This is a genomic window from Pseudomonas sp. rhizo66 (genome assembly GCF_031931925.1).
Classification (GTDB): domain Bacteria; phylum Pseudomonadota; class Gammaproteobacteria; order Pseudomonadales; family Pseudomonadaceae; genus Aquipseudomonas.
Window position 1 is genome coordinate 26,809 of sequence record NZ_JAUJWZ010000009.1, and the last position, 15,198, is coordinate 42,006.

The following is a 15,198-nucleotide window of genomic DNA, read 5'->3' on the forward strand; positions in this document are numbered from 1 at the left end:
CTTGCGGGGGTTGGCGTACAAACCTGGATCAATCAAGAGTGCATTACCGGGGGTGTAACAATCTTTCAGAACACTGTAAATCCCTGTGGGAGCTGGCTTGCCAGCGATGGCGGTGGTTCAGTCAACATAGATGTCGACTGTGCCGGCGTCATCGCTGGCAAGCCAGCTCCCACAGGGTTATGTGTGTAGTCCGAAAATTACGAGGGAATGGTCAGGCCGCGAACCACGGCCGGGCGCGCGAGGAAACGCTCAAGCACACGGGTGACATTCGGGAAGTTGCTGATGCCGACCAGATCACCGGCCTCATAAAACCCGATCAAGTTACGCACCCACGGGAACGTCGCGATATCGGCAATGGTGTAGCGCTCGCCCATGATCCAGTCGCGGCCCTCCAACCGGCCGTCGAGCACCTTGAGCAGGCGTTTGCTTTCGTCGACGTAACGATCGCGCGGACGCTTGTCCTCGTAGTCCTTGCCGGCGAATTTGTTGAAGAAGCCGAGCTGGCCGAACATCGGGCCGATACCGCCCATCTGGAACATCAGCCACTGGAGGGTTTCGTAGCGTTGCGCACCTTCCTGCGCAAGCAACTGGCCGCTTTTGTCCGCCAGATAAATCAGGATCGCCCCCGATTCGAACAGCGCCAGCGGCTTATCTTCGGGACCATGGGGATCAAGGATTGCCGGGATCTTGTTGTTCGGGTTCAGCGAGAGGAATTCCGGGGACAACTGATCGTTGCTGTCGAAAGCGACCTTGTGCGGCTCGTACGGCAGGCCGATTTCTTCGAGCATGATCGAGACTTTGACGCCGTTGGGCGTCGGCAAGGAATAGAGCTGAATCCAGTCAGGGTACTGCGCCGGCCATTTCTGGGTGATCGGGAACGCGGACAGATCGGTCATGGGAAGCATCCAGTCACAAATTAAAGCCAGATCATAATGTAGGCACTGCGCCGGCTGCGATCTTTTGATCTTGAGGCTTTGCAGTCTGCAAAAAGATCGCAGCCTTGGGCAGCGGCTGCACGAACCGTAACATCCTGTCGCTAACCTGCCCCAAGGCCGCTGAACGTTGCCGTTAGAGTGCTGCGCACTCGGACGATCGAACCAAACGGCCCTCAGGGGACTCTGAGCTATGCCTTTGTTGCAGAGGAAGCCGTTCAAGACAGGGAAAACACCCGGTGCTGGGAGCCCGCGGTGTAGAGGTTTGTCAGCCTTAACCGAATTTGCTGAAGAACTTTTTATCTCATGACGATCCTTATGCGATTCGCCAAACGTTTCAAACACCGCGCGTATGTGGCCCTGCCTTCCCTGCTGGCCGTCAGTGCGCTGTTCCTGTCGCTGGAGTCCAGCGAAAGCCGCGCGCAACCGGTGGACGGCACGCAGACGCTGGTGTTCCTGCGCCACGCGGAGAAACCCGAGGGCGGCCTCGGCCAGCTCAACTGTCAGGGTCTGAACCGCGCCATCGACCTGTCGACGCTGCTGCCGGAAAAATTCGGCAAGGCCGATTACGTGTTCGCCGCCAACCCGACGCGCAATGTCGAGGAAGGCGAGCTGGACAACTCCTACAGCTACATTCGCCCGCTGATGACCATCAGCCCCGCCGCGATCAAGCTCGGCCTGCCGGTGAATATCGATTTTTCGGCCAACGACACCAGCGATCTGGCCCGCGAACTGCTGGAAGACAAGTATCACAACTCGACGATCTACACCGCCTGGTCCCACGGCTATCTGCCGGAGCTGATCAACAAAGTGGCGGGCAAAGCGGTCGGCGAGAAACAGAACATCACCGATGACTGGGCGGGCAACGATTTTGACTCGCTGTACGTGCTGACGCTGACCTGGCACAACGGCAAGGCCAGTCTGCAGAGCCACAGCTACAAGCAGGGTCTGGATCATGGCAAGGAAACCTGCCCGACCTGAGTCATCTTCTGTCTGAACCGGCCCCATCGCTGGCAAGCCAGCTCCCACAGGGTTCCAGGGTGTACACAAATTCCATATACATCCGCAATACCTGTGGGAGCTGGCTTGCCAGCGATGAGGCCAGCAAAAGTACTATCAAACCTTCTGATTCACCCGCGCTCGCAAGTACTCAAGCACCGCCCCACGCTCCCCGGCAAACTCGATCCGCCCGCCCTTCTTCTCCCGCTGAAACACATACATCGGGTCGTAATACTCACGCAGTAACCCTTCGATCCAGCCGCGATGCAAGTCCACCGCCCCGCTGCGCCCCTGCTCGATCAACGCGTCCTCCATCAAAATCAGCATCCGTCGATGGCGCTCGCCACCCAGGCGCTTCTGCACGTTGTTCAGGCTTTCCAAGAGGCGTTCCGAGAACAGCGTAAAGCCCTCCTCACCATGTACCGTGGAGAACTCCGCCGACAGATCCACCACGTAATCACGCAGAATCCGCTCCACACGATCGTCAAAACTGTCTTCCAACCACACCATCGGGTACTGCTGCATGCCCTGATACAGCGGCAGTGGCAAGGCGCAACTGCCGACCACCCGGCTCTCGTCCTCCAGCACAAACTGTGCAAACCCCGCGTCACGTTTCTTGAGGATGTCGATGGCCAGGCGGTTTTCAAAATCGATGTTCGACGGCTGCCCGGTGGCGCGTTTGCCGAAGCTGGAGCCGCGATGATTGGCGTGCCCTTCCAGGTCCAGACCATTAGGTAGCTGCACCAGCACTTCGGTCTTGCCGGTGCCGGTCATGCCGCCGAGCAGAACGAAATCACATTGCGCGATGGCCTGCTCAAGGGTGTCGATCAGAAAACTGCGCATCGCCTTGTAACCACCGCCGACGCGCGGATAGTCGATGCCGGCCTCATCACGCAGCCATTGCTGGGTGATCTGCGAGCGCAGGCCGCCGCGAAAACAATAGAGATAACCGTCAGGATGGGCGCGGGCAAAATCGGCCCAGGCCTGGATGCGCTCGGCCTTCACCGCGCCAGACACCAGTTGATGACCCAATTCGATGGCGGCCTGCTGACCCTGCTGTTTGTAGCAGGTGCCGATCTTCTGCCGTTCGACATCGTTCATCAGCGGCAGGTTGATCACGCCGGGGAACGCGCCCTTGTGAAACTCGACCGGCGCACGGGCGTCCATCAGCGGCCGGTCGTTGAGGAAAATGTCTCGGTAGTCAGTGCAGTCGCGGAGCATCAAATCACCTCGACTGCGTTCGTCTGTCGCTCAACCAGTTCGCCGATCGGCGCAAGGTTCAGGCCCAGGTCGGCGGCGACGGCGAGGAATTCTTCATTGCCTTCAGGCGTCACCGCGATCAGCAGACCACCGCTGGTTTGCGGGTCGCAGAGCACGCGTTTGTGCAGCTCCTGCACGCGTCCAACCTTGCTCGCATAGCTGTCAAAATTGCGCAGCGTACCGCCGGGCACACAGCCCTGATCGAGGTAATACTCGACGCTGTCCAGACGCGGCACCCGGTCATAGGCGATGCGTGCGGTCACTTGGCTGCCGTCCGCCATTTCCACCAGATGCCCGAGCAGGCCAAAACCGGTAACGTCGGTCATCGCTGTAACGCCGGCGAGTTTGCCGAAGCGGCTGCCGGGTTTGTTCAGGGTGCACATCCAGTCGCGGGCCACACCGACATCGGCGGCGCGCAATTTGCCCTTCTTCTCGGCGGTGGTGAGGATGCCGATGCCCAGCGGTTTGGTCAGGTACAACAGGCAACCGGCGGTGGCGGTGTCGTTGCGCTTCATGTGGCGCTTCTCGACCAGACCGGTGACGGCGAGGCCGAAGATCGGCTCCGGCGCATCGATCGAATGCCCGCCCGCCAACGGAATCCCCGCCGCATCACACACCGCACGACCACCGCGAATCACTTCGCGTGCCACTTCCGGCGCCAGCACATTGACCGGCCAGCCGAGAATGGCGATGGCCATCAGTGGATCACCGCCCATCGCATAGATGTCGCTGATCGCGTTGGTCGCGGCAATCCGGCCGAAGTCGAACGGGTCATCGACGATCGGCATGAAAAAGTCGGTGGTCGAGACCACACCGCGCTCGGCATCAATTTCGTACACCGCCGCATCATCGCGCGAGGCGTTGCCTACCCACAGTTTCGGATCAAGGTTCTGTGCGCCGCTGCCGGCCAGAATCACTTCCAGCACCTGCGGGGAAATCTTGCAGCCGCAACCGGCGCCGTGGCTGTATTGGGTCAGACGAATCGGCTCGCTCATGGGGGAGTCTCAGGCTGTTGATGGGGGCGATTCTAGCAGAGCGCGGACGGCCGGACCGAAAGCCAACAGATCAAAAGATCGCAGCCTTCGGCAGCTCCTACAGGGAAACGCAAATCCCCACTGTAGGAGCTGCCGAAGGCTGCGATCTTTTGATCTTGAAAAAAAACCGCCCTCGCGGGCGGCTAAAAGTGCTTCGCCCCTAAATCAGAAGCCCAGGCTGAAGCTGATGGTCATCGCATGATCGTTGCTGTCGTTCGACAGTTGCCCCGAGTAGCCGACCCCGAGCTTGCCGGTCGGGCTGATCTGGAAGTCGACACCTGCTTCGACGATGGCACTGTCCTTGGCGATCGGCACGCCTTGGGTGCTGAACGAAGCGCCGCCGTCGATGAAGGTCAGATCAGCGTCAGGCTTGGTGTCACCAAATGCATGGCGCCAGCCGAGCGCCGCGCGCGGGGTGAATTGCCCGCCGTTGGCCAGGGTAATGACTTTGCCGGCGCGCACACCGAGGGTCGAGAAGGTGATGTCTTGATCGGCATCGGCCTCCAGGCGCCCTACTCCGCCTTTCTCCTTGGCTTTGTCGGTGTCGTAGTTGACGTAGGCCAGACCGGCGAACGGTTCAAGTGCAATGCCGCCGGCGTCAATGGTGTACCCGACTTCACCGAACACCTGGGCGCTGCGTGCGTCGTAGTTGGCTTTCAAGCGGTCGTTGTAGCTGCCGACGCTGACGTTGCGTTTGGTTTCGATGTCGTGCCAGCTGTAAGCCGCGCCGAGGCGCACGGCCAGGGCATCGAACTGCGAGTTGAGGTACGCCGCCAGGTGGTAGCTTTCGACGGTGGCATCCGAGCGACGATCATGGGCGTCGAGGTCGCTGCGGGTGTAACCGGCGGCCATGCCCACGCGCCACTGATCATCGAGTTGCTTGTCGGTGCCGAGCATGAAGCCGCTGAGGTTGCGGTCGAGTTTCGCCGCGTTGCTGTCGCCATCCGACTCGCCCCACGCGCCGAGTGCCCGCGCCCAGCCGACCATTTCGCCGTGGCAACCATTGCTGCTCAGTTGGTTGTCACTTGGCGCCAGTGCACGGCGTGGATCATCCGCTGCGCTGCACGACGGTTGGCGCATGCGATCGTTCACCGCGTCACGCACATAACGCGAATCCTCGAGAATGGCGCTGGCGGTGCTGGCGTGGATCTCACCCGACAGACTGTCGAAGGCATTACGCGCACCGGCGACACTGAGGTTGACGATCTCGTTCTGCAACGCCGCGCCTGCCGGGCCGTTGTTCGACAGCGCAGTGGCGGTGCGGAACTGGTTGCCAGTGGCGGCGACATCGGCGAACGAATTGCCGTTGCGGCTGACCACCAGGTTCACCGCGTTGGCGTCATACACCAGTGCGCTGTTGAGGAACGCGTATTGCGGCAGGTCCGCTGCGCTGAAGGTGCCATTCACTCCGCCACCCGCCGTGATCAGCGAGTACGTGGTGTTGCCGGTAAACGGTGCCAGCGAGTTGACCTGCAAGGCGCCACCCAACGTCGCGGTGCCACCGACGGCCAACGGTGTCGCGGTGGGCGAACTGACCGTCAGCACGAGCACACCGCCGCTCGCGTTGGTCAGGTTACCGGCCACGCTGAGGGTTCCGGCTTCGGCGCCGGAAGTCACCACACCCTGGTTGAGCAGCGAGCCGACACTGCCGTTACCGCTCAGCCCTGCGCCGCTGGCGACGGTCACCTGCCCGCCCAGCGACGCCCGCGCCGCACGGCTACCGACTTGCAGCACGCCTTGTTCGACCGCGACCGTGCCGCTGAACGGGTTATCACCGTTCAACAGCAAGGTGCCGGTACCGCGTTTGAGCATCGCGCCAAGTCCGCGCAACGATCCGTTGAACTGGCCACTGAAGTTCTGCACGAAGAGCAGCGAAGCATTGTTGAGAATATTGCCCTGCAAACTCGTGGTGTTACCGACCAGCGTACCGCCGCTGACCGTGGTGCCGCCGCTGTAGGTGTTGGCACCGCTCAAGACCAACGTGCCGGAATCAAGCTTCTCGATGCCACCCGTGCCCACCAGCGGCGCGGAGATTTCCGCACTCCCGCCGGCATTCACGCGCACCGGCGCGAGGCTGCCATCCGCGCCATTGACCGGGGTCAGCGCGCCACCGGCACCCGGCGTCAGGCCGTAGCCATTGGCAAGAAATTGCAGACCGGTGAAGTTCTGGTTGCCCTGTACCGTCACCGTGCCGCCCTGGCCACCGAACACCGCGAACTGTCCGTTCGCAGCGAGCGCCTGCGTGCCATTCGGATCAGTCCAGTTAGTCCCAGGCCCCCACACACCGCTGCCACCACCGATGCTGCCATCCGGATTGGTTTTGCCGCCGTTCCAGAACTGCACCTCACCCGGCGTGCCTTGCACCAGCAGGTTGACCTGATTGGCGATGGCGGTTTGCAGGGTCAGGTTGGCCGCCGACACCGGCAGGCTGCCATACACCATACCGTTGTCGGTCAGGCTGCCGCCGTAGCTGAACAGTTGATAGACCCCGGTGCCGAAACCGCCGGCATTGCTGACGTTGAGCGTACCGTCGAGGGTCAGGTTGCCCGCGACATTGACCACCGTGGTCGAACTGGTTGCGGAGCCGAGGCTGAAGTCCAGGTTAGTCCCCGACGACAGCGCCAGCGAACCCACCGACAACGGAGTTGCCGTGCCGCCACCGGCCAGCGTCGCACCGGCGGCCAGTTGCACAGCGCCGCCGAACTGGCCGCCACCGCCGATGCCCGCGCCGCTGGCGACGTTGACGTTGGCGCTGTTGAGCACGCCGTTGACGATCAGGTTGCCGGCCTGCACCGAGGTGTTGCCGGTGAAGGCGTTGTTGCCCGTCAGCAGCAAATCACCGGTCCCGGTTTTGTTCAGCGTACCGGCGCCAGTGAGGTTGCCGGTGTAGCTGCCATCGGCGTTTTGTTCGAAGGTCAGGGTCGCGTTGTTGACGATTGCACCTTGCAGGCTACTGGTGTCACCACGCGTCGTCCCGCCGTTCAGCGTGGTGCCGCCGCTGTAGGTATTGGCACCGCTGAGCACAAGATCGCCGCTGCCGTTTTTCAGCAGACTGCCGGTGCCGGTCACCGCACCGAGCAGCGTGGTGTTCTGGCTGCCTGCGAGGGTCAGTTGCGCGCCGAGGTTGATGGCATTGGCCAATTGCAGCGCCGAGGTGCTGTCGAGCGTGCCGTTGCCAGTCACATTGAGCGCAGCGCTGCTGAGTGCACTGTTGTTGCCGAGAATCAGCGAACCGCCCGCGAGCTGAGTGCCACCGCTGTAGGTGTTGCTGCCGTTGAGGGTCAGGCTCGATGCGCCAGTCTTGATCAGGCTGCCCGCACCGCTGACCACACCGCCGAGGGTCAAGGCGTTGGAACCGGCAACGGTCAGGCCACCGTTGACGACCACGCCGTTGCCCAGCGTAACGGCGGTATTGCTGTCCAGAACGGTGCCGTCAGCTGCGGTCAACACACCAGTGCCGAGCGCCGCGTTGTTACCGACCACGATCTTGCCACCGTTCAGCGCCGTGCCACCGGTGTAGCCGTTGGCCGCGTTGAGCACCAGCGTACCGCTGTCGTATTTGCCCAGCGTGCCGCTGCCATTGAGCGCAACGCCGAGGGTTGCCGTGGCGTTCGGGTCGACCCGCACCGTGGCATTGCCGAGCGAACCGTTGACCAGGTTCAACGAGCCCGCCGTGCCGTTCACCAGGCTGTAGCCGTCGGTGACGAACTGCAGGCCGGTGATGGTTTGCGCGCCGTTGACGGTCACCGTGCCGGCCGCGCCCTGGAACACCGCGAAGCTGTTGCCCCACGCCTGGTTGGTGGTGCCGTTGACGTCGGTCCAGTTAGTGGTGCCGGTGCCCCAAGTGCCGCTGCCGCCCTCTACCGAACCATTGGCCACCAGCTGATTGCCGTCCCAGAACTGCACGGTGACGCCCGGTGCGGTGACCAGCAGGTTGATCTGATTGGCCAGCGCGGTTTGCAGGGTCAGGTCGCCCGGCGTCACGCTGCCCGGCACGGTGCCGATCAACATGCCGTTGTCGGTCAGGCCGCCGGTGTAGTTGATCAGCCGATAGACGCCGCTGCCAAATCCACCGATATCGCTGACGTTGAGCGTGCCGTCGAGGGTCAGGTTACCGCCGACATTGACCAGCGCATTACCGCCACCGGACACCGGTGTGCCGAGGCCGACGTCGAAGTTGGCGTTGCCGTTTAACACCAGCGAATCCACCGACAAGGTGCTGCCGGTGACGCCCGCCAGATGACCGCCATCGGCCACGGTCACCGCGCCGGTCAAGGTGCCGCTGCCGCCGAGGGTGCCGCCGTTGTTGACCAGCACATTGCCGCTGGCCAGTGAGCCGTTGACCTGCAGGGTGCCGGCGTTGACGTTGGTGTCGCCGGTCAGGTCGCTGATACCGCTGAGGGTCAGGGTGCCGCTGCCGAGTTTGCTCAGGCCACCGTCACCGCTGAGGATGCCGGCGAAGGTACTGCTGACGTTGTTGCCACCGAGGCTCAGGGTGTTGCCGGTACCGATCAGTGCAGTACCGCTGCCTGTGAGGCTGGCGAGGCTGCCCGATGCACCGAGATTCAGCGCCGCGCCGCCCGCGAGATTGACCGTGGCGTTGTTGCCCAGCGCCGCACCACTCAGCGTGGTCAGGCTGCCGGACGCCACATCGAAGGTGCCGCTGAAGATGTTGTTGCCGCTAAGGGTCACGTCGGCCAGACCATTTTTGCTCAGCGTGCCGGCGCCGGCGATAACACCGCCGAGGGTCAGATTGTTATTTCCCGCCAGGGCCAGATTCGCGTTGACGTTGACGTTGTTCGCCAGCACCAGTGGCGCTGAGTTATCGAGGCTCGAAGCACCGGCCACGGTCAGCGCACCGCTGCCCAATGCCGAACCGGTGCCGAGGGTCAGCGTACCGGCGTTCAACGTGGTGCCGCCGGTGTAAGTGTTGACGCCGTTGAGCGTCAGGTTCGCCGCGCCGTTCTTGATCAAGCCGCCCGCACCGCTGACCACGCCCGCCAGGGTCAGGTTGTTGCTGCCGGTGTTGCTCAGATTGGCGTTGAGCACGACGTTGTTGCCCAGGCTCAGCGCGCTGTTGCTGTCCAGCGCCGAGGCGCCCGCAACGGTCAGGTTGCCCAGGCCCAGTGCCGAGTTGCTGCCGGCGGTCAGGGTGCCCGCATTAAGGGTGACGCCACCGAGGAAGTTGTTGTTGCCGCTGAGGGTCAGGTTGGCCGCGCCGTTTTTGCTCAGGCTGCCGGCGCCGTTGACCGTGCCGGCCAGGGTCAGATCCGCCGTGCCGCCAATGCCGAGATTGCCCGCGAGGTTGACCGCGTTGTTCAGCGAAACCCCGGTGCTGGCATCCAGCGTGGTGCCGCCCGCTGCATTCAGCGTGCCCGAGCCGAGCGCCGAGTTCGACGCCAGAACCAGTCCGCCGGCATTCAGCGCCACCGGCCCGAGGAAAGCGTTGTTGCCACCAAGGGTCAGGTTTGCCGTGCCGTTTTTGATCAGCCCGCCGGTGCCGCCAATCACCCCGTTGAGGGTCAACGCATTGCTGCCGACCACGGTGAGGTTGCCGTTGAGCGTCGCAGCATTGCCGAGGGTCACGGCAGTGTTGCTGTCCAGTTGCGTACCGGCGTTGGCCGTCAGCGTACCGCTGCCCAGCGCGGTGTTGCTGCCGACGATGATCTTGCCGCCGTCCAGTTGGGTGCCGCCGCTGTAAGTGTTGGTGCCATTGAGCACCAGGGTGCCGGCGTCGAGTTTATTGAGAATGCCGCTGCCATCGATATTGACGCCGATAGTACCGGTGACGCCCGGATCGACCCGCACTGCCGTGGTGCCACCAGTGCCGTTGACCGCCGTCAGTTGCCCCGCCGCGCCGTTGACCAGGTTGTAGCCATCCGTGACGAACTGCAGGCCGGTGAACGCTTGCGTGCCGTTTACCGTCACCGTGCCGGCGCTGCCCTGGAACACCGCGAAGTCGCCGGCCCATGGCTGGTTGACCAGACCGTTGGCATCGGTCCAGTTGGTGCCGACCGCATTCCAGGTGCCGTTGCCGCCATCGACCACGCCGTTGGCAATGGTCTGGCTGCCGTCCCAGTAACGGATGTTGACGTTTGGTGCCGAGACTTGAATGTTGATCTGATTGGCCACGCCGGTTTGCACCAGCAGATCACCGAGGCCGTAACCGACCGGTACGCTGGCGACATCCAGACCGAGGTTGGTCAGGCTGCCGGTGTAGTTGAACAAGCGATACACACCCACACCGAAACCGCCGGCATCGGTGACATTGAGATTGCCATCGAGGGTGAGGTTGCCGCCGACGTTCATCAGCGACGCGGTCGACGGTGTACCCAGTGCCACATCAACGTTGCTTCCGGCCGCGAGCGTCAGAGCACTCGCCGACAAGGTGTTGCCTGACGACAACGCCAGATGCCCACCGTTGTTGATGTTCACCGCGCCGAGCGCCGAGCCGGTACCGGTCAGGGTGCCGCCGGTATTGACGTTGAGTTGTGCACTGCCCAGCGAACCGCTCAGGTTCACGATACCGCCATCGATCGCGGTATTGCCGGTAATGCCGTTGATGCCAGTGAGGTTCAAAGTGCCGGTGCCGACTTTTACCAGGCCGCCGCTGCCGCTGAGATCGCCGTCAAACGTACTGGTGACGTTGCCGCTGCCGACGGTCAGGGTATTGCTGCCGGTCAGTTGCACACTGCCGCTGCCGGTGAGTGCGCCGAGGCTGGCGTCACTGCCCAGATTCAGCCCGGCGCCGGCACTGATGTTGACGCCGGAGGTGTTACCCAACGCGTTGGTATTGAGCGTGGTGACGCTGCCCGAGACGATATTCAGCGCGCCAGTGAAGGTGTTGTTGCCGGCCAGAGTCAGATCAGACAGACCGTTTTTGATCAGGCTGCCGGCACCGTCGATGATGCCGTTCAAGCTCAAATCATTGTTGCCGGCGACGGTCAGTCCGGCATTCAGCGTGATCGCGTTGCCGATGCCAAACGATGCACTGTTATCCAGAGTCGCCGCACCGCCGACGGTCAAGCCGCCGCTGCCCAGACCATTGGCATTGCCCAGGGTCAGGGTGCCGGCATTGAGGGTGGTGCCGCCGCTGAACGTATTGTTGCCATTGAGGGTCAGGTTGGCCGCTCCGTCCTTGATCAGTTGGCCAGTGCCGCTGGTGACGCCGCCGAGGGTCAGGTTCTGCGTACCGCCCACGGTCAGCGCGGCATTCAGGGCGACATCGTTGTTGAGGCTGACCAGCGGCGAATTGCTGTCCAGCGTTGCCGCGCCAGCGACGGTCAGCGCCCCGGAACCCAACGCCGAACTGTTGCCGACAGTCAGCGTACCGGCGTTCAGCGTGGTGCCGCCGAGGTAGTTGTTAGCGGCGTTGAGAATCAGATTGGCCGCGCCGTCCTTCACCAGACTGCCAGCGCCACTGACCAGACCGGTCAGGGTCAGGTCCGCCGTGCCGCCGATGTTCAATGCGCCGGCCAGCGCCACGGCATTGTTCAGGCTGACGGCCGTATTGGCGTCCAGCGTGGTGTTGTTCGCCGCGTTCAACGTACCGGAACCCAGCGCAGTGTTACTGCCGACAATCAGTTTGCCGGTGTTCAACGCGGTGTTGCCAAAATAAGTGTTGGCACCGTTGAGGGTCAGGTCGGCCGCGCCGTTCTTGGTCAGCCCACCGATACCGGCGACCACGCCGCCGAGGGTCAGCGCATTGCTGCCACCGATGGTCAGAGTGCCGCCGAGGTTGACGTTATTGGCGAGCGTCGCCGCCGTGCCGGCATCCAGCGTGGTGCCGTTCGAGGCGTTCAGCGCGCCGGTGCCGAGTGCGCTGTTGGAGCCGACCACCAGCGAACCGGCATTCAGCGCCGTGGTGCCGGTGTAGGTGTTGTTGCCGTTGAGCGTCAGGCTGGATGCGCCGGTCTTGATCAAACCGTTACCACCACTGATCACCCCGCCAAGGGTCAGCGCATTGGCGCCACCCGCGGTGAGGTTGGCGTTGAGGGTGATCGCGTTGTTCAGGGTCACCGCGGTGCTGCTGTTGAGGGTGCTGGCCCCGGCGACGGTCAGTGCGCCACTGCCCAGCGCCGCGGCGTTACCGACAGTCAAGCTGCCGGCATTCAACGTGGTGCCGCCAGCGAAGGTGTTCACCCCATTGAGGGTCAAGTTGGCGGCGCCGTTCTTGATCAGTTGACCGGCGCCGTTGATGACACCGGAGAGGGTCAGACCGCTGCTGCCGCCGAGGGTCAAGGTACTGCTGTTGAGGTTGATGTTGTTGCTCAGGTTGACAGCGGTGTTGCTGTCCAGCGCTGACACATCGATGACATTCAATGCTCCGCTGCCCAACGCGGCCGCGTTGCCCACAGTGAGTGTGCCGCCGGCCAGCGTGGTACCGCCGAGATAAGTGTTGGCGCCGTTGAGAATCAGGTTGGCAAAACCGCGCTTGGTCAACCCGCCACTGCCGCTGATCACACCGCTGAGCGTCAGGTCAGCGCTGCCACGCACTTCCAGATCACCGCCAAGGGTCACCGCATTGGTCAACGCGGCCGTGCTGCTGGCGTCAAGTTTGGTGCCTGCCGCTGCGGCCAGGGCACCGGTACCCAGCGCCGTATTGGAACCGACAATCAGCGTACCGGCATTGAGCGCAGTGCCACCGGAGAAGGTGTTGTTGCCGCTGAGGGTCAGATCCGCCGTGCCATTCTTGATCAGGCTGCCGACGCCGCTGACAACGCCGCTCAGGCCCAATGCCTGAGTGCCGCCGATGGTCACCCCGCCCGCCAGCGCAACGGCGTTGGCCAATGCCACTGCGGCAGTCGCATCCAGCGTAGTGCCCGCTGCCGCGCTCAACGCGCCAGTCCCCAGCGCGGTGGTGCTGCCAACGAACAGGCTACCGGCATTGAGCAGCGTGTTGCCGCTGTTGGTGTTGTTGCCGCTCAGGGTCAGGCTGGCGCTGCCGGATTTGGTAATCCCGCCCGTGCCGGACAACACACCACCGAGGGTCAGGGCATTGCTGCCGAGCACGTTGAGTGCGCCGGTCATCGCGATGTTATTGGCCAGGGTGACGTTGGTGCTGCTGTCCAGGCTGGTACCGGCGGCGGTGTTCAGCGCGCCACTGCCCAGCGAATCGTTGTTGGTCACCAACAGGCTGCCGGCGCTCAGGGTGGTGGTGCCGGTGAAACCGGTGTTGGCGCCACTGACCGTCAGGCTGCCAGTACCGGTCTTGGTCAAACCACTGCTGCCGCTGATCAAACCGCCGAGGGTCAACGCCCCCGTGCCGCCGGCCGTCAAGGTGCCGCCGAGGCTGATGGCGTTGCTCAGGCTGATCGTGCCAGGCGCGCTCAGGGTAGTCGCGCCGGTGACGTTCAGGGTGCCGGTGCTCAGCGCAAGATTGTTGCCCAACTGCACGGTGCCGCCGTTGAGCGTGGTGTTGCCCAGGTAGGTGTTGGCGGCGCTGAGGCTCAGTTGCCCGGAACCGACCTTGGTCAGGCCACCGCTGCCGGAAATGACGCCGCTCAGGGTGGTGGCGTTAGTGCCTTGTACGGTCACGCCGCCCGCGCCGAGGGAAATCAGGTTACTGACGTTCAACCCGGCATTGCTGGCCTGGAGGATCCCGCCGTTGGAGGTCAAGACACCGCTGCCGAATGTGGCGTTGTTGTTGAACTGGGCGACACCGCCATTGAGCGTGGTTGCGCCGCTGACCAATGGCCCCTGCAAGGTCCAGGTGCCGCTGTTGAGGGTCAGGTTGTTGAAGTTGACGTAGGTCGCGCTCGAAGCGGTGCCGACGCCCGTGGTGCCGCCGCCGACGCCGATCGGGTTTTGCAGGATCAGGCTGTTGGTGCCGCCCGCACCGCCATCGACCGTGCCGGTCGGGGCGAAGGTCAGGTTGATGCCGATCAAACCGCCGAGGCCGACGCTGATCTGTACACCGTCACCGACGTTGACGCTGGAACCGGTCACCGCCGTGAAGGTGTTGGTGCTCGCCGCGCCCATCGACACACCGCCGGTAATCGCACCGGCGTTGGTGAAAGTGTTGCCCGCCGCCGAGGTCTCGAACGCGATCCGGCCGTTGATGACGCCGGTGCTGCTGTTGGTCATGTTGACCTGCGAGCCGCCGTAGACGCCGACTACCGGGGTGTCGGCGAGGGTGATGCCGCCGACCGACAAACCGGTCGAGGTGATGGTGCCGTTGTTGGTGATGCTGGTGGTACCGGCAGCGGCGTTGTTCACGCCGATGGCCAGGCCGTCGATGCTGGTCAGGTTGAGGCCAAGCAACATGCCCGTGCCGCGAATGATCCCGCTGGCGTTGTTGAGCACGCTGACCGTACTCGTCGCCCCCGTGCCGATAAATGCACCGCCGCTCAACACTGAAACCAGGCCGAGCAGCGCCGGGTCAATCGTGCCGGAGTTGTTCAGGGAGATGTTCACCCCGGTCAGGTCCATCACATGGCCGCCGAGGGTCGCGTTCATCTGCGCGCCGCTGTTGACGTTGACCGTCAAACCGCTGGTGGCACTGGAGAAGTTGTTGAGAAACAGCGGCAGACTCGGCACGCCGGTGCAGGTCACGGTGGAACCTGCCGTGGAGCATGTGGCCAACGCAGGTGCGCTGACGCCGCCGAACAACAGTCCGGCGACGCTCAGATGCACAGCAAGGGAAAGTGGGGAAAAACGCGAAACGAGGGCGACACCAAACCTTGCTTCCACGGGCTACTCCTTGTCGTGGCCAATTTCTTCCTTGAGGGCGTGCACAATCACCGGGCTTATTCGACACGCGAATCAAGACTGCGACGGTCATCACAAAACCGCGTTATTGGGGACAAAGCTAGTAGACGCCCGGCAATGGGGCACGGATTAAATGGTGTTAATACTTTAATACTAGAGGGGTCTGGAATGAGCGTTTCAGCCAGCCAGCACTGCTCTTGAAGGTGATACAACACCTGTGGGAGCGAGCCTGCTCGCGAAAGCGGTGGGTCAGCTGAGAACTA

Annotated in this window: 5 protein-coding genes; 1 reads left to right on the forward strand and 4 read right to left on the reverse strand. The window is 63.1% G+C overall.

The features are described from left to right. Positions 1-197 precede the first annotated feature (197 nt). The gene (locus QZR14_RS12670; RefSeq protein WP_311996738.1) at positions 198-896 is read right to left on the reverse strand and encodes a glutathione binding-like protein; all 699 of its coding nucleotides are present in this window, start codon (positions 894-896) and stop codon (positions 198-200) included. A 342-nt stretch (positions 897-1,238) separates the two neighbouring features. On the opposite strand from QZR14_RS12670, the gene QZR14_RS12675 reads away from it, so the two are divergent. Then, positions 1,239-1,913, forward strand: a complete 675-nt coding sequence (locus QZR14_RS12675; protein ID WP_311996739.1) for a histidine phosphatase family protein — start codon at positions 1,239-1,241, stop codon at positions 1,911-1,913. A 135-nt stretch (positions 1,914-2,048) separates the two neighbouring features. Here the strand turns inward: QZR14_RS12675 and mnmH are convergent, their stop codons facing one another. The 3 genes from mnmH to QZR14_RS12690 form a co-directional block, all read right to left on the reverse strand. After that, the gene (gene mnmH, locus QZR14_RS12680; protein WP_311996740.1) at positions 2,049-3,152 is read right to left on the reverse strand and encodes a tRNA 2-selenouridine(34) synthase MnmH; all 1,104 of its coding nucleotides are present in this window, start codon (positions 3,150-3,152) and stop codon (positions 2,049-2,051) included. Then, entirely contained in the window at positions 3,152-4,186 is a 1,035-nt protein-coding gene (gene selD / locus QZR14_RS12685) for a selenide, water dikinase SelD (RefSeq protein WP_311996741.1), read from the reverse strand. Before selD ends, mnmH begins: the two co-directional genes overlap by 1 nt. A gap of 204 nt (positions 4,187-4,390) precedes the next feature. After that, positions 4,391-14,917, reverse strand: a complete 10,527-nt coding sequence (locus tag QZR14_RS12690) for an autotransporter-associated beta strand repeat-containing protein (protein ID WP_311996742.1) — start codon at positions 14,915-14,917, stop codon at positions 4,391-4,393. Between the last annotated feature and the right edge of the window lie 281 nt (positions 14,918-15,198).

Excerpts from the sequence above, each read along its gene's own strand:
- QZR14_RS12670 (WP_311996738.1), bottom strand. The coding sequence starts at position 896 with ATGACCGATCTGTCCGCGTTCCCGATCACCCAGAAATGGCCGGCGCAG.
- QZR14_RS12675 (WP_311996739.1), top strand. The coding sequence starts at position 1,239 with ATGACGATCCTTATGCGATTCGCCAAACGTTTCAAACACCGCGCGTAT.
- mnmH (WP_311996740.1), bottom strand. The coding sequence starts at position 3,152 with ATGCTCCGCGACTGCACTGACTACCGAGACATTTTCCTCAACGACCGG.
- selD (WP_311996741.1), bottom strand. The coding sequence starts at position 4,186 with ATGAGCGAGCCGATTCGTCTGACCCAATACAGCCACGGCGCCGGTTGC.